This is a genomic window from Agarivorans sp. JK6, assembly GCF_045277145.1.
In the GTDB taxonomy this organism is placed as follows: domain Bacteria; phylum Pseudomonadota; class Gammaproteobacteria; order Enterobacterales; family Celerinatantimonadaceae; genus Agarivorans; species Agarivorans albus.
The window spans coordinates 3,048,259-3,066,798 of sequence record NZ_CP113525.1 but is presented as its reverse complement, the minus strand read 5'-3'; the positions used below and the strand labels follow the sequence as shown (position 1 = coordinate 3,066,798).

At 43.3% G+C, this 18,540-nt stretch carries 15 protein-coding genes; 9 read left to right on the top strand and 6 right to left on the bottom strand.

Annotation, left to right across the window (positions count from 1 at the left end; translation table 11 throughout):
- Positions 1–256 precede the first annotated feature (256 nt).
- Positions 257–1,081, bottom strand: a complete 825-nt coding sequence (gene yidA, locus OV592_RS14235) for a sugar-phosphatase (protein WP_406609035.1) — start codon at positions 1,079–1,081, stop codon at positions 257–259.
- 238 nt (positions 1,082–1,319) lie between these two features.
- On the opposite strand from yidA, the gene OV592_RS14230 reads away from it, so the two are divergent.
- Both OV592_RS14230 and OV592_RS14225 read left to right on the top strand, forming a co-directional pair.
- Positions 1,320–1,808 (top strand): GNAT family N-acetyltransferase, encoded by a 489-nt coding sequence (locus OV592_RS14230; protein ID WP_406609034.1) that lies wholly within the window; start codon positions 1,320–1,322, stop codon positions 1,806–1,808.
- Positions 1,809–1,850: 42 nt separating this feature from the next.
- Positions 1,851–3,191, top strand: a complete 1,341-nt coding sequence (locus tag OV592_RS14225) for a GNAT family N-acetyltransferase (protein ID WP_406609033.1) — start codon at positions 1,851–1,853, stop codon at positions 3,189–3,191.
- A 385-nt stretch (positions 3,192–3,576) separates the two neighbouring features.
- Here OV592_RS14225 and OV592_RS14220 read toward each other — a convergent pair whose 3' ends face one another.
- Together OV592_RS14220 and OV592_RS14215 are read right to left on the bottom strand one after the other, a co-directional pair.
- A complete protein-coding gene (locus OV592_RS14220; RefSeq protein WP_406609032.1) occupies positions 3,577–4,611 on the bottom strand; it encodes a YcjF family protein in 1,035 nt (344 codons plus the stop codon).
- Positions 4,608–6,035: a YcjX family protein gene (locus tag OV592_RS14215; protein WP_406609031.1), complete on the bottom strand. Its 1,428-nt coding sequence runs from the start codon at positions 6,033–6,035 to the stop codon at positions 4,608–4,610. The genes OV592_RS14220 and OV592_RS14215 overlap by 4 nt, the downstream gene beginning before the upstream one ends.
- A 1,028-nt stretch (positions 6,036–7,063) precedes the next feature.
- On the opposite strand from OV592_RS14215, the gene OV592_RS14210 reads away from it, so the two are divergent.
- Positions 7,064–8,728, top strand: coding sequence for a carbohydrate-binding module family 20 domain-containing protein (locus tag OV592_RS14210; protein WP_406609030.1), 1,665 nt, complete (start codon positions 7,064–7,066; stop codon positions 8,726–8,728).
- Between the two features lie 139 nt (positions 8,729–8,867).
- On the opposite strand, the gene OV592_RS14205 is transcribed toward OV592_RS14210, so the two are convergent.
- Complete coding sequence (locus OV592_RS14205; RefSeq protein WP_406609029.1) at positions 8,868–10,031, bottom strand: 3-phenylpropionate MFS transporter; 1,164 nt, start codon at positions 10,029–10,031, stop codon at positions 8,868–8,870.
- Positions 10,032–10,329: 298 nt separating this feature from the next.
- Between OV592_RS14205 and OV592_RS14200 the strand changes: the two genes are divergently transcribed.
- From OV592_RS14200 to OV592_RS14185, 4 genes are all read left to right on the top strand, one after another.
- Positions 10,330–12,501 (top strand): bifunctional 2',3'-cyclic-nucleotide 2'-phosphodiesterase/3'-nucleotidase, encoded by a 2,172-nt coding sequence (locus tag OV592_RS14200; RefSeq protein WP_406609028.1) that lies wholly within the window; start codon positions 10,330–10,332, stop codon positions 12,499–12,501.
- Positions 12,502–12,614: 113 nt separating this feature from the next.
- A complete protein-coding gene (locus OV592_RS14195) occupies positions 12,615–13,370 on the top strand; it encodes a substrate-binding periplasmic protein (RefSeq protein WP_406609027.1) in 756 nt (251 codons plus the stop codon).
- A gap of 121 nt (positions 13,371–13,491) precedes the next feature.
- On the top strand, positions 13,492–14,370 hold the full coding sequence (locus OV592_RS14190) for a bifunctional transcriptional activator/DNA repair enzyme AdaA (protein WP_406609026.1): 879 nt from the start codon (positions 13,492–13,494) through the stop codon (positions 14,368–14,370).
- Positions 14,367–14,846, top strand: a complete 480-nt coding sequence (locus tag OV592_RS14185) for a GNAT family N-acetyltransferase (protein WP_406609025.1) — start codon at positions 14,367–14,369, stop codon at positions 14,844–14,846. The genes OV592_RS14190 and OV592_RS14185 overlap by 4 nt, the downstream gene beginning before the upstream one ends.
- A gap of 57 nt (positions 14,847–14,903) precedes the next feature.
- Here the strand turns inward: OV592_RS14185 and OV592_RS14180 are convergent, their stop codons facing one another.
- Both OV592_RS14180 and OV592_RS14175 read right to left on the bottom strand, forming a co-directional pair.
- Positions 14,904–15,110, bottom strand: a complete 207-nt coding sequence (locus tag OV592_RS14180) for a cold-shock protein (RefSeq protein ID WP_016401263.1) — start codon at positions 15,108–15,110, stop codon at positions 14,904–14,906.
- Between the two features lie 412 nt (positions 15,111–15,522).
- Positions 15,523–16,179, bottom strand: coding sequence for a tRNA-uridine aminocarboxypropyltransferase (locus tag OV592_RS14175; protein ID WP_406609024.1), 657 nt, complete (start codon positions 16,177–16,179; stop codon positions 15,523–15,525).
- A 268-nt stretch (positions 16,180–16,447) separates the two neighbouring features.
- On the opposite strand from OV592_RS14175, the gene OV592_RS14170 reads away from it, so the two are divergent.
- Both OV592_RS14170 and OV592_RS14165 read left to right on the top strand, forming a co-directional pair.
- On the top strand, positions 16,448–17,560 hold the full coding sequence (locus OV592_RS14170; protein ID WP_406609023.1) for a hypothetical protein: 1,113 nt from the start codon (positions 16,448–16,450) through the stop codon (positions 17,558–17,560).
- Positions 17,557–18,402 (top strand): hypothetical protein, encoded by an 846-nt coding sequence (locus OV592_RS14165; protein ID WP_406609022.1) that lies wholly within the window; start codon positions 17,557–17,559, stop codon positions 18,400–18,402. Before OV592_RS14170 ends, OV592_RS14165 begins: the two co-directional genes overlap by 4 nt.
- The last annotated feature ends 138 nt before the right edge of the window (positions 18,403–18,540 follow it).

Genomic DNA, 18,540 nt, shown 5'->3' with positions numbered 1-18,540 from the left:
TCGGATGCTTGTTTGCTGTTCGTATAACTAAAATAGCTAAAAAAATTCGTTGGCTTTTGTAAGGCTTATGACTTATTTGTCTTGTGTGATGGTGTTTGTTTGCTGTTGTTTTTATAAAACTTATAAATTAGTCAAACAGATTTTAAATGGAAGGTTTAGGACTTGTTTTTGCTAGGAATGAGAACGGTACTTAATAGATAAAGGCGAAGCTAAGGGTTTTAGCTTCGCCTTTATTACTGTTTACTTACCGTTTAGCTTAACTGGTTGGGCAAAGCGTACTTAGTACATTTTCTTCAATGGCTACAGCAACTCCATCTTCTTTATTGCTTGGGGCTATGTAATTAGCCATTGCTTTAATTTCAGGATCGGCGTTTGCCATCGCAACCGCTAAACCCGCGTATTGCAGCATGTGGCGGTCGTTGTCGGCGTCACCAGCACACATTACCTGAGATGCATTTAACCCCAAGATATTGGCTAGCTGTTCTACACCCACACCTTTGTTGCTGTCACGGTGCAAAAACTCTAAGAAAAACGGTGCACTGCGCACTACTGTGTATTGTTCGCGTAACTCAGCAGGCAAGTTGGCAATAGCTTTATCGAGAATACTTTCTTCAGCTACAAACATAATTTTGGTAAGTGCATCGTTTACTTGCAGTGAGGCAAAGTTAACTTCACTTACATCCATGCCGTTAATAGAAGATTCTATATCGGTCCAAGGGTTGTGCTGTTGAGTAATAAGGCCATGCTCTGCAGAGAAGGCGTGGATAAAAACACCTAATTGCTCCGCTACTTTGGCTAGCTGTGTACCATCGCTGCCATTGAGCGTGGTTTTATGAATGATTTCTCCACTGCCTACACGCTGTACTAAAGAGCCGTTATAGGAAATAACAAAATCTTGGTCGCTGGTTAACTCGAGTTGCTCTAAATAAGGACGTAAACCTTCTAGCGGACGACCCGATGCAAGTACTACTTTTACACCCGCTTGCTTAGCTTGCTGAATGGCTTGATAAGTGCGCGGAGTGATTTTTTTCTCGTCATTGAGAAGTGTGCCGTCCATATCTAGGGCGATAAGTTTAATCATATATGGGCAAACCTTTAGTGAGAGCTAAACAAGCCGAAGTAGGCTAACAGCTAACGTTGTTCAAATGAGCGGCGATTCTACCTTAAAACTGTGACATTGGTGCAATTTAGATCAATCTATCCTTAGCTTTGTGTTTTTGTTGCTGCTTGGTAGGCCTTGGTTCTCATGCTAGGGTGCGCTTAGGATAATTAAGCGGCGGTTAATCGTAGCTATATTTGTTGAAGAAAAAGGAGGTACGGTGTTTCATCAGGTAAGTAATCAACATGATATTCAACAGCTTACAGAGTTGGCCAGAGAGATATGGCTAGAGCATTATACGCCGATTATTGGTGTTGAGCAGGTGGAATACATGCTTAGGACATTTCATTCTGCTACCCGCGTAGCTGAGCAAATTGAGACCGAGCAGTATTATTACTATCTGTTGCAGAGTGAAGGTGAAAACCTAGGTTACCTAGGGGTTCAGCGACAGGAACAGCAGCTATTTTTAAGTAAGATTTACGTACATTCTCGTTTTCGAGGTCGAGGTTTTGCTAAACAAGCAATGAACTTTGCCAAACAACTCGCCAATGAATTTGGCTTGCAGCAAATAACGCTGACAGTAAACCGACATAATCATGACTCTATAGCTGCATATCAAAAGATGGGTTTTGTTAAAGTAGCTGAGCAATGCACCGATATTGGCCAAGGTTACGTTATGGACGATTGGGTAATGGCATTGGCGTTATAGCTAGAAAGCTAATTAGGTGGGTATTGTTTTAGGAATCGGGTTATGGAAAAAGCTCAGTTTACAGTTCAACAAGGCTGGCCAGAACATCACAGGAAGACGGTGGCAGGCTTGTACGAACAAGCCTTTGGCCAAAAGTTTCGCTTGGCGGTTCCTAATCAACAGCAGCGTATCGCGCTGCTGGCCCAGTCTTTTAAGCCTGAATATGCACTGTCGGTAATCGATCAAGGACGTTTAGTTGCGGTGGCGGGTTTTCAAACCCCTAAAGCAGGGTTTACCAGCGGAATTGGCTGGCAAGGTTTGGTTGATTTGTTGGGCTATGTAAAAGGCGCTTGGGCAGCTTTAGTATTTAGCTTGTTTGAACGTAAACCAAGTCAGCACACTATGGTGATGGACGGCATCGCAGTGGCAGAAGAATACCGGGGTAAGGGTTTAGGCTCTATGCTGTTAGATGGCATTATTCAGCAAGCGCAAGTGCAGGGGTTTTCTAAGGTGCGCTTAGATGTCATCGACAGTAATCCAAGAGCCAAAAAGCTTTACCTTGCTAAAGGTTTTAAACAAGTAAAACGAGAGTATTATCCTTATCTAAACTGGTTGTTGGGCTTTAGTGGCTCAAGCACTTTAGAATATTCAATTCACCCTCAGCTTTCTCAGCAGCAAGGCGCTAACTTAAAGGCTAAATCTATGCCTCAAAAACCTGCAATGTATTCTACTTATGCCAAAGAATACGATGTGGCTATTCAAGACAACATTTACAACGCGCATTACGAACGCCCCTCATTGCAAGCCATGTTAGGTGAACTGGCAGGCAAAACAGTGCTCGATTTAGGCTGTGGCTCAGGCGTGTATGCAGAGTATTTATTAACGAAGGGTGCTAAAGTAACGGCGATTGACAGTTCAAGTGAGATGGTGGCCTTGGTAAAGCAAAAGTTGGCTACTCAGTTACAGGTGTATCTGCAAGATTTAGTCTTGGGGTTGCCAGAGGAGGCGGATGCCACATACGACTTAGTGATTTGTCCGTTAATGCTGCACTATTTGCAAGACTTAAATCCACTATTTTCCGATGTGAAGCGCGTACTAAAAGCCGGTGGTAGTTTTGTGTTTTCTACCCATCATCCGATGGTAGACATTGAAGCGAGCCCCAGTGGTAACTACTTCGCAACCGAACAAGTAACAGAAATGTGGGATACCGTTGGCAAACCGGTTGAGGTGAGCTTTTACCGCAGGCCGCTCTCTGCTTTGATAGCTGCGCTTACTCAAAATGGAATGGTGATAGCCGAGTTAAACGAAGGTAGGCCTAGTGAAGCACTAAAAACAATCTCGCCGGAGCATTACCAACGTTTAAGTGAGCACCCACAGTTTTTGTTTATTAAGGCGCTTGCTTAATTACTCCGAACACAATAGTTCATGCTTAGGCTTTCCATTCTGCTGGTTTAAATCTATTACTTTTATAGTTTGAGTACATAACAAAACTTATAAAGCGATAGCAGCAAGGGAAAGACCATGAGATTCAACCTACTCAGCATCGTGCTCGTTGCCACCGTGGCGGCCTGCACATCTGTTAGCCAGCCAGAGCCAGATCCTGTTGCGGAAATAGTGGCATTAGCTCAAACGAACACGTTGCTAACCAAGAGCTCGAGCTAACCATTCCAGCTAATAGCATCAAGGTTTTCTCCTTATCACTTAATTAGCCAAGTGGTTAAGTGATTAAGTTTGGGAAGCTAGCTCTAGGCCATTTAGCTAAGTAAATGGCCTATTGAAGACTGTGTTCTTAGCCTTTTAGCTTCTGTTTTACTTTGTCTAACAGTATGCCTTTTAGCTGTTGAGTCTTGGGTTTGTTGTTGAGTGTCCAAGGTATCGGCCTAACTTGCTCCATGGTTTTGAAACCAAGGCGGGCAGTAAGTAACCCAGCACCAATGCCTTGCGCTGCTTTGGCAGATAACTTGGCAGTAAGTTCTGCGCCCAATAAGTCACTACCTACATCTGCTACAACTTCGCTCGCTGCTGCGTAAATCATGTTAGCAAATACTTGTTTGATAAGCCGAATTCGACTTAAGTAACCCAGTTCTATGCCATAAATCTTGGCGACGGCTTCAATCATTTTAATGTTGCGCCAAAAGATAATTAGCATATCGACTAGTGCTAAGGGGCTTATTGCAACCAATACTGCCGCTTCGCTAGACCATTTGCTAATCACTTGTTTGGCGCGACTATCTAAAGGACTTAATACCGTTTCGCTGTATAAGCTTACGATCTCTTTGTTGGTATGACTGTCACTTAGCCAATTCTTCCAGCTCAAGTATTCTTGGCTGTCGGTTAAGCCTTGTAGCTTGGCCAGCTTTTCACAGTAGGCTTTAGCTTTTGAACCATCACTGCTTTCTTGGTCAAGTAAGGCTGCGCCTAATTGGTGTTCTTTTTGATAGTGTTTTAGGCGGCGTAGTTTGGCTAATTCTCTAAAGCTTATTGCTCCTAAACCCATCACAATGCTGGCTAATACTGCGCTATATATTGCCGCGCGAGTTGGCGAGCTTTGCCAAAGTTCACTAAGGCTTAGCGCCATTTCTCCAAAGGCGATAATTAAGGCAGCGCTAAAGCCGTATTTTAACCAAGGGCTGGCTTTTTTCGGATGCAGTTCAATATCTAGAGGTTCTAATTGCTCTTGAGTGTCATCTTCTTGCCAATTGAGTTCTTCATCGAGCACTTGTTTACTGGCCAATGGGGCAGGCTTGCCTTGTGTCTCTTCAGCTTGTTCATTTGGGATTTCATCGGTATGCAGCACTTGGCGCTGCTTTATAGGGGTATTCATTTAAATTTATCTCCTAGCAAAAACTCAATCGCTTGGTCGATACGGTGATGAGGTAGAGCCTGATAAGGGCTGGTGATTGGCGCTTGAAAAGGACTAAACTCGAAGCCTTGTTGCTGCCAAAAGTCTTGCTTGGGTAACTGGCTAGGCACTTCACCAGGAAACAAAGTAGTTTGTTGCTGACTTTCTACATCACTTTGCAATATACCTTTAATAGCAGAAATGCTTTCTCCATTCAGCTGGGCTTTACCGCTTTGTGTGGCTTTAATAGACGCTAAGGCCATTGTATCGGTAGTAATGCCTTCAAATTTCACATGGCGTTTGCCTTCAGCGACGACTTCACTTAGCAGTTGCACCAAGTTGCTGTGTTGATCGATGCTCACATGGTCGGCTTTAGTGGCGGCAAAAAGCAGTTTGTCGATTTTGGGAGCAAACAAGCGGCGCAGTAAACTGGTTTTCCCATAGTTAAAGCTATGCAGTATTTGGTTTACTGCTAACTGCATATCGCAAAAACTATCGTGGCCGCTATTGAGAGGGCTTAAACAATCCACCAGCACGATTTGTCGATCAAACTTGATAAAGTGCTGCTGGTAAAACTGCTTTACTACATGCTCTTTGTAGTATTCAAAACGTTGTTCTAACAAGCCCAGATATGATTGTTTATGTTGTTTTTTATCTTTGCTAGGACTATTTGCCAGCGCTGTTGGTAGCGGGAAAAATGCCAGCACTGGCGCACCCGCCAACTCACCAGGTAGTACAAATCGACCCGGTTGAATGTGGTGCATACCTAGTTGTTGTTTGCATTGGTGCAAGTAGTCGGTGTAAGTATTAGCAATGTCGGCCATGCGATTTTCGTCGGCAGTGCTATGAATATCTAAGTCCTGCACCATAGCTTGCCAAACGCTGGCGAGTTCGGTTTTGCGCGAGTCCTGCAAACTGCTTTCTATATGTTCGCACCATTGAGCATAACTTTGCTCAAGTAAGGGCAGATCAAGTAGCCACTCGCCAGGGTAGTCAACAATATCTAGGTTGAGTGTGGCGGTGTTGTTGAGCTTTCTCCACAGCATTGATTGTGGGGTATATCGCAACTTGAGGCGTATTTCACTCACCCCGTGAGTGGGCGAAGGCCAGCGTGGCGGCTGGCTTTGTAGTGCATCCATTCCACCTTGGTAATCAAAACTGGCTACATGCAAGTGCGGCTGCTGGGTGCGTTTAGCCCCTAAAAAACGGTGTTCACGGGCTAACTTCCATAAGGGCAGTTGGTGGTTCTCTGCACCCAATAGCAACTGATTGACTAGGGAGGTGATAAAGGCGGTTTTGCCTGCGCCACTTAAGCCCGTTACCGCTAAACGCATGTGTTTATCCATAGTTAGCTTAGCTAGGTCATCGGCTTTCGTTTTAACGCTAGATAGTCGAGAAAAATTCATGAATACAGCTGCAACCTTTTATGGGTGATTACTAGGGTCTATTGACCGTTCGTGGCAAAATTGAGTTCGAGACAGCATCATTTTCAGCGCACTTCTAATCTGTTACTGGCTTCTTATTTACGCTAACCGTACGTCAAGCCTTTGCCTTGGATAAACGACTCTGCTTACTGCCGAAAATAACAGCTCGAATGATCAACAAGCTCTAATTAATATCAGGGCTTATCACCCAAGATTCAAGTTAGGGGGCTAACCTCAGCTGGTTTTCGCCTAGGCCCTAATGTACCAAAGTTTGGCTGGTGGCAAGATTAAACTTTGTTCATCTAAGGGCTGGCTAGCTGCAAGTGTTGTTTCCTTGCAAGCTTTTCACTACATCCCATTGAGGTAATTTGATAGTAACGATAAATAAAGAAGGGAATAATAATTTTAATTGGAAAAAATAAATGTAATTAAAAATTCAATATTTATAGATGTTTTAAATATTGTATGGTGAGCTCGCTTTTATTAGCAGTAAAAGCTTTGTTTTAATTGTTTGATTACTTTCTTCTTAGGTAATATTAAATAATTTCTCGCTGTAATAGGCACTTGCTTCACACTTTAGAATATCTCCTTTGCTCTTCGTTGACACACACCGATATGTCAGTAAATTACCTGAAGTTGATGTTTTGTTGATGTTATCGGCGTCGATAAGGCAGTAAACGAAAGAGTTATAAACTCTCAATTAGCCACAAGGACCAGTGATGCAGCGTTAAAATAGTGGAGATCTCCACAATGCAGATATTATGACTTAGCTTGCTAACAAGATTACAGAGCGGTTTTATACAGCTCACTTAAAGTAAAAGAAAACAATAGCACTAAGAAATAATGTATTGAATGCTTCTGCTGTTTTAAACGTTGTCGTAACAATATAATTTAATTCTATAAATTGGTCTTTGTGTTCATTAAATATAGTAATCATGGGAAAGGATTTACTAATAATGAAATACAAAACTAAAGCGAATGCTATAAATACGTGTCTATTGGGTGCTTCATTGGCTGTTTTTTCACAGTTAGCTAGTGCCGATGTTATTTTACATGCCTTTGATTGGCGATATTCAGAGGTAGCCGAAAAGGCAGCTGAAATCGCAGATATTGGTTACAAGAATGTCTTAGTCGCGCCACCACTGAAGTCGGATAGTAGCAACACCCAGTGGTGGGCACGCTATCAGCCACAAGATTATCGAGTCATCGATAACAACCGCGGTAATAAAGAAGATTTCCAAAACATGATTAATGCCTTGAAAGCGCACGGAGTAAATACCTATGCTGACATCGTAATTAATCAGATGGCCAATGAGCGTGGAAACTCTACCTACTTCCCAGGCAGCGATACTCTTAACAACTATGCAAGTAATAGTGATTACTGGAATAGACAAAAACTGTTTGGTGATTTAAATAATAACCTGTTTTCTCCTGGTGATTTCCACACCGGCTTCTGTATCACTAACTGGACAGACGTTTGGGAATCTATGAACGGCCGTATTTGTGGTGGTAATGGCGACCCAGGTTTACCCGATTTAGATCCTAATGACTGGGTTCGTGCACAGCAAAAAAGCTATGTTCAAGCCATTAAGAACATGGGTGTTACTGGCTTTCGAATTGATGCTGCCAAACACATGACTACTTGGCATATCAACCAAGTGTTCGACGCTAACATCAAGCAAGATATGTATTTATTTGGTGAGATTATCACTGGTGCTGGTGCAGGTAATGCTGATTACGATACCTTCTTAGAACCTTACCTACGTGAAACCTCGCATAGCGCTTATGATTTCCCACTATTAAAAACATTACGTGATGCCTTCGATGTTAACGGTAGCTTAGAAGCCTTAGCTAACCCTAAGTCTTGGGGCGGAGCGATTGATGGTATTCGAGCTCTTACCTTTACCATTACCCACGACATCCCAAGCAATGACGGCTTCCGCTACCAGATTATGAGCGAAGCTAATGAACACCTTGCTTACGCTTATATTATGGGTCGCCAAGAAGGTGTGCCAATGGTATTTAGTGATGCGACCGGTGTTGATAATGGCCGTTGGGTAAATGATTACAAACAAGACAACCTTAAAGCCATGGTTAAATTCCACAATGGCGTTCAAGGTGCTGACGAAGAAGTATTGTATACCGATCAATGTGCCATTGTTTTGCGCCGTGGCGATGCTGGCGTAATGGGTATTAACAAATGTGGTTATGCGAAAGACATTAGTATTAACGCGAGTAATTTAAACAGCGCTAAAAACTATGTGGATGTATTCAGTGGTTCAAGCTTTAAGGTTAACAGTTCTTACTACACTGTGAATGTTCCAGCTGGCTCAGCAAGAATGTGGCTGGCAGAAACCGGTGGCGTTATTGACCCAACAGATGAAGTAGACGTTAGCTTCACTTGTAACAACGGCAATACCAACATGGGTGATAGCGTTTATGCGGTGGGTAACAATGCTGCACTGGGTAACTGGCAAGCTGCTAGCGCGGTGTTATTAAGCCCAACAAGCTACCCAACTTGGACTGGCACCATCAAGCTTCCTAAAGCGACGGATATTGAATGGAAATGTATTATTCGTAACGAAACTGACCCTAGCAATGTTATTCAGTGGCAATCGGGTGCTAACAACGCAGTGAATACCGGTAATGGTGCTTCAACTGCAGGTAGCTTTTAAACCAAGGCTTGCTTTGTAGTACTACTGTACCGCTAGTCAAAGCTATGGCTAGGCAATAGCTAAAAAACAAATCCGAGTGTAAATCATTACACTCGGATTTTTTATTACTCACCATTGCAATTTTTTCGCTGGTGCTTAATCACGAGTTGCTTGCTTTAGCTGACTTTGCATTTAGCAACAATAGCGGAATTGCCAGTGCAGACAAGCCGCCCATGATTAGAAAAATCCCCGAACCCATTGGTTCATATAAGGCGCTACTGAGGAAGGTGAGTAGGGCGGTTCCCATATTTAGCGCGATAGCCGAGTACAATGCCTGCAGCGGGATAGCTTGAGAGCTTGGTGCTTCTGATGCGATGTACTTGATCGCAGCGAGTTGAGTAAGTGCAAACGTTAAGGCATGCAAGCCTTGCGATAGCATCATCAGTGGCAATACTTCGGTGCTACCAAAAATACCCCAGCGGATAACTCCGCCCACTGCCGCGAGTAAAAACATTTTGTTGGCATTCCAGCTTTTAAACCATTTACTGCCAAAGATTAGAATGCTCATTTCTAATGCCACACCGATAGACCATAGGTAACCGATGGTTGATTCTGCATAGCCAATGCTTTTCCAGTAAAGCGTGCTGTAGGCATAGTAAGCAGCGTGTGAGCCTTGAATTAACGCTGTTACTGCCACAAATTTAAGCGCGTGTGTTTGTTTAAGTACCGGCCATAGTTTGCTGCTTACCGGTTCACCGTCACTTTCATCATCGACTAACGGGCTGGCGGGCGTTAGCAAGCTTAAGCCCCACATCACAACCAAAGAAGCAAGCGTTGCATATAAGATTAATGAGTGAGAAAAATAGGTGAGGCCAAGCCCTAAAAGGGTAGAAGAGACAATAAATGCAATAGAGCCAAATACCCGAACGCGGCCGTAGTCTAGTTGCAGTTGGCTAACCCATTTAGTGGCGACAGCATCACCGAGGGGAATTAAGGTGGCAATAAAAAAGTTAGCGGCAAGCGTGAGCACTGTTAGCCAAAAGTAGCCGTTTAACCAGCATAGGCTAGCCACTACCAATATGCTGGCAAAGCTCACCCAACGAACACCTGGCAAAAGGTGTTTAGCAGATTTAATTCGCGGCATAAGTAGCACATTGCCAAGAAAACGCGCCAGCATGCTAAAGCCGAGTAACATACCAATTTGGCTAGGATCTAGGCCTTCGCTTTCGAGCCACAGCGCCCAAAACGGCAAAAAGATCCCCCAGGCAAAGAACAATCCTGAAAAATATAAACTTATCCAACTGGCTGCTTTAGGTTTAAACACACTACCGAACCTTGTACTGCAATATGGCGGCATTATAGCCTTTATCTCCAAATAACAAAGCGAATACTAAAGTGAAATTTGTCTTAGGGTGGATTGGTTGGGTGATGTTTATTTGATGCTTTTGTGTGGTCTGCTCGGTGTAGGCTAGGCGTGCCTTGCAAGCTAGTTCGTAACGCTATTTAGCCAACAAATGTAAAACAATCATGCTAAAAATACTTTATTTATCAATTAATAAAACTGAAACCTGCGGTCTCTATGGTGTAGTCGATTTTTACACTACCTTAACTTAGAGATTGAAATGGATAATCATTTTCCGCTGAATAAACTGCTGCTTGCATCAGCCATTACCGTGAGCTTGACTGCATGTTGGGACAACTCCAGCAACAATTCTTACAATGAATTGGAGATGGAGCTTCGTTTGATGGAAACCACCGATTTGCACTCAAACATGAAGCCTTATAATTACTTCGCTTCTCCAAAAGACAATGCCTTGAGCCCTCAAGATTATGGCTTAGCTCGTACAGCGGTATTGATTAAGGAAGCGCGAGCAGAAGCGCTAAACAGCATGTTGTTTGACAACGGTGACTTGATTCAAGGTAGCCCGATGGGTGATTACGTTGCCAACCTAGGAGTCGCTTATCTCGAGCGAAATGTTCACCCGGTTTATAAGGCGATGAACTATCTAGGTTACGATGTGGGTAACATTGGTAATCATGAATTTAACTATGGACTCGATTACTTAGCTGCAGCAACTTCAGGTGCTAATTTTCCCTACATTAACGCTAACGTTTATCAGTTTGAAGGCAAACAACCAACCAATAATGTTGCTGTAGATGAAGAGACTTGTGCGGTAGATATCGATAAACACTTTGCGGGGAACTACGCTGCATTTTTCGAGCAATTTGAACCTTACTTCACGCCTTATGAAATTCTTGAGCGTGATTTTACTGCTACAGATGGCGGCACTTACACGGTTAAAGTTGGGGTTATTGGTTTCACTCCGCCTAATATTTTGAATTGGGATAAGCGCTACCTTGAATGTAAAGTGATGCTTGCTGATATTAAGATGACAGCCGAGCACTATGTGCCAAAAATGAAAGCTGAAGGCGCTGATATCATTGTTGCTATTCCGCATTCTGGTTTGTCTGGCGGCGATCGAGATGAAGACTTTATGGACAACGCTTCTTGGCAGTTAGCGCAAGTAGATGGTATTGATGCCTTAATGTTTGGCCATGACCACAACAACTTCCCAACAACCAGCAATACCTACGACGGTATGGAAGGTGTTGATGCGCCTAATGGCAAGATTTTTGGTAAACCCGCCGTAATGCCAGGCTTTTGGGGGAATCACCTTGGGGTGATCGATTTAACTTTAAGAAGCTCTGACAGAGGGGAAACTTGGGCTGTTAAGTCGAGCAGCGCCAGCTTACGTTCATTAAAAGATGACCCTTATTTGCAAGATGAAATGGTCAACTATTTAGTGAGTTCAGACCATGAAGGAACCATGGACTTCATGGCTGAAGAAATAGGCAATATTGATGAGCCAATTAACAGCTACTTTTCGGCCGTTGAATCAGACATTTCTGTGCAAATCGTGAACGAAGCGCAATATTCTCAAGGCTTGTCTTGGCAAGATGATGGCGTGTTAGATTCAAGTATTACTATGTTGTCGGTATCTGCTCCCTTTAAAGGTGGTCGCGGAGGTCGCGAAGACTATACCAACATTGATGGTGATGCTTTAACTCGCGCGAGTGTGGCAGATCTTTACGTATTTGATAACAATACCCCTGCTGTACTTGAGTTGACAGTGGCCGATCTTATCGAGTGGATGGAAGTGATTGTTGCTCAGCAATACCAAACCGTTGCTGAAGAGGGAGACCGCTTATTGCACCAACAGTTCCGTAGCTACAACTTTGATGTGTTCTTTGGCGGCTTTGACGCCGATGGCGAGAGTCTTCTCACTTATAGTATTGATGTGAGCCAAGCTCCTCGCTACCAAGTTAACGAAATAGGCGAGTTAGTCTACGATGCAAATGGTAACTTAATTCAAACGGACAGCCGCAGAATTAGCAACATTATGTATGCCGGTGAAGCGTTAGAAAATGACTTAACTAAAAAGCTTTATGTTGTAACAAACAACTACCGCGCATCGCAAAGTTGGATGCCTGGTGTGGCCAACGCGCGCATTGCTCATGAAGATGAAGTAGATTCTAACCGTGATTTAGTGAACAACTACTTGAACGCAAAATCTGATGATCTTGCAGACCCTAATGACATATTAGAGTTTCCCAATGCGCATAACTTTACGCTGGTAGGGCCAAGTGGAGTTACCGTAGAGTTTCTGTCTTCGCACCTAGAAGCGGCAGAGAGTTTTGCAAATACCTATTTGCCTCGGGTTACGCCGACTCAAGAGTTTGACAACGTGGCAGACAATGAAGGCTTTAGGGTATTTACCTATACTTTCGATTAAGTTGATGTAGGCACTCAAAAGTTTGCTTGCAGTAATGACACAAGGCGCACAACGGTGCGTCTTTTTTTGTCGGTCGGTTAACCAAGCCTCGTCTAATATTAGTGGAGAACTTATTGGGTAATCTTGATAAGTTCGCTAATCATAAGGAGTGGGGTATTCGTCAAATTGCGCTTGTTTTCTGTTTTCTATTTTGTTCTTCGGTCTTTGCCGAAGGCCCTTATAAGTACGCCGCTATTGAGCACCTATTTGAGCAAAAAGTTGGGATTGTTGTATTAACTTCGGTCTACAAAAAATTGGGTTTAAGCATAGAGGTGAACCCTTTGCCGGCGAAACGAGCCCAGCTAGAAGCATCAAACGGCATGCTTGATGGTGAGGTGATGCGAATATGGAGTTACGGGGAGCAGAACCCGCAATTGGTTCGTGTGCCAACACCTTATTATTCGCTGAACACCACCGCGTTTTACTTAAGCGAACGAGCGCTAGCAATATCTACCTTGTCTGACTTAGAGCGATATAAATTAGTGGTAGTGAGAGGGGTTAAGCATACTGCCGATGTTACTGCTAATCACATGTATGTTGAGCAATTAAGTAGTACTGACAAACTCCTAAGCTTTATTCACCGAGGGCGAGCAGATGTGGCACTCACGAATAAAGTTGATGGTTTAGTCGCTTCGAAGCGATTAAAACTTAACGAACACATCGCTTATTCGGCGCCGTTAGCGGTGTTCCCGCTTTATCATTATATTCATGAACGAGAGCGTCACTTAGTCGCGAAAGTGGATGAGGTGATTCAAGCGATGCTTAGGTCTGGCGAGTTAGCCCAAGTTATCGAACAAGCTGAACAACAGGTGCTGAATTCTGGCTACTAACCAAAAGGTGCTTTCTAATTTTACTGCTCAACATTTCCTAATCTCTTATTTTGCAATTATCGGGTCGAGCCTATGATTCAATTAGGTTAAAGTTGCGATTAAAGGCTAGTGAGGAAACGTTATGGAGCAAAGTCCATTGCAATCGCATCGAGAGTATCAGCAAATAAGCCAAGCAATGGCTTATTTAGTTGAACACCAACAGCAGCAACCAGAACTTAAAGATTTGGCCGAAGACTTAGGGTTGAGCGAGTCTCACTTGCAGCGTTTATTTAGCCAATGGGCTGGGGTATCGCCAAAGCGCTTTTTGCAGTATCTCACCTTGCAAAAAGCGCGCGAGCAGTTGTTTGAATCACGCTCGGTATTAGAGCTTGCTTACGATGTTGGCTTATCAAGTGGTGCCCGTTTATACGACTTATTTGTAAACATTGAAGCGGTAACACCTGGTGAAGCTAAGGCTCAAGGTGAAGGTCTAACTATTCATTATGGCTGGGGAATTACACCCTTTGGTTGTGCATTTATCGCGACGACGCATAGAGGTATTTGCCAGTTAAGCTTCTGTGAAGCAGAGCAGCAGCAAATACCATTGGAAGAGCTCACCAAGGCGTGGCCTAAAGCCAAATGTATTCATGATGATGATGCGATAAAGCCCTTGTTGACTCAAATATTTAGCCAAAAAGCGCCTCCTAAACAAGCTTTATCGTTATGGCTAAAAGGAACAAACTTTCAGTTGCAAGTGTGGCAAGCTTTGTTAAAAGTGCCTAGCGGCAATTTGTGTTCTTACCAGTTTTTGGCACAGCAGGTGAGCTCGGCCAATGCGACTCGCGCAGTTGCCAGCGCCGTCGCAAAAAATCCCATCGCATTTATTATCCCTTGTCACCGAGTGATTCGCAGCAGTGGTGCTTTGGGTGGCTATCGCTGGGGGCTAGATAGAAAGCAATTAATGATGGGCCGCGAAGCGGTATTGGCTGAGCAAAGTAATCAATATGGGGAGAGTGCATGAGGCCAGAGATGAATTTGCAGCCTTTTGCAGAACAATATGTAGCGAAGGTTTTGGCGCTACAAGTTGCTCCAGAGCAGCAAAACTACGTAAAAAACATCGCAGATATTTTGCAGCTGCTTAGTGAGCAACAATCAGCACATTTGATGATGGTTGATAAACAATTAGTCGGTTTTTTTGTGATTGATCAGCATTATCCATATCACCGAAATTTGCCATTGAACAAGGCTGTATTGTTGAGGTCTTTTTTTGTGGACCATCGTCACCAAGGAAAAGGTTACGGATATCAAGCGGGTTTGCTGCTTAAGGATTATGTCTCTCGATTACATTCAGGCTTTGAATTTTTATGCTTAACCGTAAATTGCCGCAATCACGCTGCGCAGGCTTTATATAAAAAATGTGGATTTAAAGACAGTGACGTTTTGTATCGGGGAGGGCCAGCAGGGCCACAGCATATCTATACAATGAAGCTAAAGTAGGGCAGTAAAGAAATAGGAAGCATAACCTAATCCCAAGGTTATGCTTCTAGAAGTTGTTTATACAACCTCAACGTTGGCCGCTTGTGGGCCTTTTTGACCGTCTTCAACGTCAAATGCTACTTTCTGGCCTTCTTCAAGTGATTTAAAGCCATCTCCTAAAATTGCACGGAAGTGTACAAACACATCTGCGCCAGATTGTTGAGAAATGAAACCAAAACCTTTCTTTTCGTTAAACCACTTAACGGTACCAGTGCTCTTAGACATTATGTCTCCTGAAACAATTGAAATAATACTCTATATTTTTAAGTTTGCTTGCTCTGCAGGGCTTAGTAATTTTGTTCAAATTATGCGCTGTCTTATCAAGCGACAACATCATAACAACAACTAAAGGCCTAGGCATAGTGACAAAACGTGGCAAAAGCACTTTTGCTTGATAACGTTTTCAATGCGTGATGTATCTCACGAAAGTAGTAGTTTAATTCGCTGTTAAATTGAGTAAAAACTGGTGGTTAACACTAGGGGCCGTTTACCCTTGGTGGTTAAGTTTTGTTCGAGGTGAAGTCGTTTTAGGCATGGCAAGGAGTGTGTAGCCTAGCTAGCCATCAAAGCCGCGATCTTGTATTAAATACCCAACTAGCTGCTGGATAAATCAGCTTAGAAGATCAACCGACTCGAGTTAGCAGTTTCTACCTGCGAGAGTTTGCTGAGTAAATTGACTAAAACGCTGCGCAAGTTGTTTGCCATTGCTTGCTTCACCGCTCATCGCTAACAACTGAGCCGCTACTTCAGCGGTGGCCCATTGACCCTTTATTGGCCGAGAACGAAGCCCATAGCTGGAAGCTTGTTCAGGGTTAATTGAAATCACAGGAAACGTGTCTAACCAAGGACTTTGGTGAAACATTTTTCTGGCCTCGCGCCAGCTGCCATCGAGCATAATGAATAGCGGCTTTTGGCCTGCTTTAAGCTCTACCTTGTAATGAACTCTCTCTGGTTGGCTAAACGCGGCAGGGAATACCACATAGGGTTGCCATTGTTGCTGCTGGCAAAGTGCTAATAAAGCTTCACAAGGTTCGGTTCGTTGCCAGATAAAGGCGTAGGTGTCTGGGATTAGGTCAGCAATAAATCGGCCAGTATTACTGGGGCGCAAAACCTCCATATTGTGCATGAGTAGCACAAAACCACAATCACTCTCTTGCAAAATAGCTTGCTCACAAAAGCAGTGTTGCTGAGGCATTTGGCAGGTTTGGCAACGTACTCGGCGTGCCCCTCGGCCTTTAAATTGGGTAGTGGCAGCAGCTTTGCGCTGAGCGTAGAGTTCTAGAAAGCGATTCACAAGCGATAGAGCGTAAGTAAAAGGAAGCAAGTATACGCTAAGCCTTAGCTCAACACGAACAGGCTAGTGGTAGTTGCGTGTTGTTTGCATTGGTAAATAAGCGGTACCTCCAAATGTTCCTGTTAAATGAATAGCTTTGATAGCGCTTTCATTCACATCTTTAATATTCATCTTGTATGATTATCAACGTTTAATCATGGGTTTATTGGCTTTGTTGAGCTTTTTGTTAAGGTTGCTTGGTTTAGTTTTGTTGTACAAGGAAGTAACTATGATTAAATCTCCCAGTTTGTTTTGGTGGGGAATTTTTACTGGGGTAATAGGTATGTTGTTTTATGCCAATTTTAGGGAGCCTCAAATACTGTTTGATGCGCTTCCGGCCTATCAATGGATAAAGTTTTCTGCAAATCCCATTATGCTCCCTCGCTATGCCTCAGAGTGGTTCCCTAGTTTTCTCCACGTAGTGGGCATGAGCTTGTTCACCGCTGGTTTATTAGGCACTGAAGGAAAACGTTGGTTAGCAATACCTATATGTTGGTTAGGTGTTGATCTCGCTTTTGAGTTTGGCCAAGCTACTGAAACCTTGGGGGTTCTAAGCTATGGCAATTTTGAATGGATGGACGTAACAGCGCTTATTATGGCGACTATTTTCTCTACCATTTGGCTTTTTCAGCATAATCAAAAAGCAATTGTTAAGTCGAAGAAAAGCCAATTTGCTATCCCTCTTGCGGTAGTTGTTGGCAGTGCAATGATGCTAGGTAGCTATCAATCACCAACTGTTGATCAAAAGGCTAGATACATTTGTACTTACCCAGATCAAAGTGAAGCTATTTGCGCCATTGAGCCAATATACTTGGACTGGGAAAGTTTTAGAGGCGAGAAGCAAGTTAGCTTTAGCGCTGAAAATAGCAATGCCTTAACACAAGCTTATATCGATGCCGGCTCAAGAGTCGAAGAGTTTATCGGCTTAGAGAATTCCGGAAAGATTTACCTTTACCAGCACTACATGTTTATTATTTCTGAGCTGCGTGGTGTCTACATTTTCGATAATACCAATCGTGAAACGCCAGTATATTTAGGCTTTGTTCATGTGCATGGTGCTTCTGATGTGCTAATTCACCAAGGCATGCTGGTTGTTGCTGCCTTAACGGATTTAGTTCTGATTGATTTTAATAATTTGAACAGCATTACTACTCAAGAGCTCGCCTTAGATTACCCCAACTATGATCGCTTGTCTCCTCAAGCCACCATATTTGCAAAGTTTAGTGAGAGTTCTGAAGAGTATGAATCTGTATACTTGGATTACGAAATTGGTTTGGTGATTGGTTATAAAAATGCCGATGGTAAATCATTCTACTTTTGGCCATTAGAGGAGTTGCTATGAAAACGCTTATTAAAAGACTTAGTGTTCCGATTGCAATAGTACTAATGGCTGCTTGTGATTCAGACTCAAGCTCAAGTGGTGGCACCGTAGTATATAGCGGAACAGGGCAGGTTGGCTCTCTTGCAGCTTTAGTTGAATTTCAAGGCGATCTTCATGCGATAAATACGAACCAAAAAGTTTCGATACTTCGCTCCGAAGAGTTTTTATCTGCTGATTATGTTGATAGTTATTCTTGGATATCTGAAACCTTACACGTGTATGACGATAGCCATGTGATGGTCGGCCATTCAAGTGGTGTAGACATTTATCGCTCCACTGGTGACCTAGATAATCCCGTTGAGTTTATCGCACAGCTTCGTCATTTAGTGGCCTATGATCCAGTCATCGCTCACGACGGAGTGGCTTATTACACCACCAGAGATGGTAGTAACGAAATCACCTTTAGGGACGGAATATTTGTTGAAAACATTAGCGATATCCTAGCTTATGTTCCGCCAACTCAAGAAGAAATTGATGAAGGCGCTTCTAGTATAAGACCTAACAGTACATCAATGGCAGAGTATCGAGAGTTGGCCGAGCCTATTGGCTTAGCGCTTCGAGAGGGGACGCTCTATGTTTGTGATGCTGCCGAAGGATTGGTTCCTTTAGTACTCGAGGCAAACCCTGAAGAATCAGCTGAATTTAGCCACGTACTTACTAGGCAAGCACTTAATGATGTATTTCCTTGTAAGGACGTGATAGCCACTGAGCAGGGGTTAATGCTGGTAGGTGAGTCTGGAGTTATTCAACTCGATGTTAGCGATACTGGCCTGAGCTTAGTGAGTCAAATACCTACCATATAAAACAAACAGGCAAACAAAGCGCATAACTTTGCTTGCCTAATAACATCGAATAGTAGTCAGAAGCAGAATGCTTCAGGGTTAATTTCTGCGGGGATGGGTGAATCGATATTTGGTTCACTTTTCTAAGCGACTGCCATT

Excerpts from the sequence above, each read along its gene's own strand:
- yidA (WP_406609035.1), bottom strand. The coding sequence starts at position 1,081 with ATGATTAAACTTATCGCCCTAGATATGGACGGCACACTTCTCAATGAC.
- OV592_RS14225 (WP_406609033.1), top strand. The coding sequence starts at position 1,851 with ATGGAAAAAGCTCAGTTTACAGTTCAACAAGGCTGGCCAGAACATCAC.
- OV592_RS14220 (WP_406609032.1), bottom strand. The coding sequence starts at position 4,611 with ATGAATACCCCTATAAAGCAGCGCCAAGTGCTGCATACCGATGAAATC.
- OV592_RS14215 (WP_406609031.1), bottom strand. The coding sequence starts at position 6,035 with ATGAATTTTTCTCGACTATCTAGCGTTAAAACGAAAGCCGATGACCTA.
- OV592_RS14200 (WP_406609028.1), top strand. The coding sequence starts at position 10,330 with ATGGATAATCATTTTCCGCTGAATAAACTGCTGCTTGCATCAGCCATT.
- OV592_RS14190 (WP_406609026.1), top strand. The coding sequence starts at position 13,492 with ATGGAGCAAAGTCCATTGCAATCGCATCGAGAGTATCAGCAAATAAGC.
- OV592_RS14185 (WP_406609025.1), top strand. The coding sequence starts at position 14,367 with ATGAGGCCAGAGATGAATTTGCAGCCTTTTGCAGAACAATATGTAGCG.
- OV592_RS14180 (WP_016401263.1), bottom strand. The coding sequence starts at position 15,110 with ATGTCTAAGAGCACTGGTACCGTTAAGTGGTTTAACGAAAAGAAAGGT.
- OV592_RS14170 (WP_406609023.1), top strand. The coding sequence starts at position 16,448 with ATGATTAAATCTCCCAGTTTGTTTTGGTGGGGAATTTTTACTGGGGTA.
- OV592_RS14165 (WP_406609022.1), top strand. The coding sequence starts at position 17,557 with ATGAAAACGCTTATTAAAAGACTTAGTGTTCCGATTGCAATAGTACTA.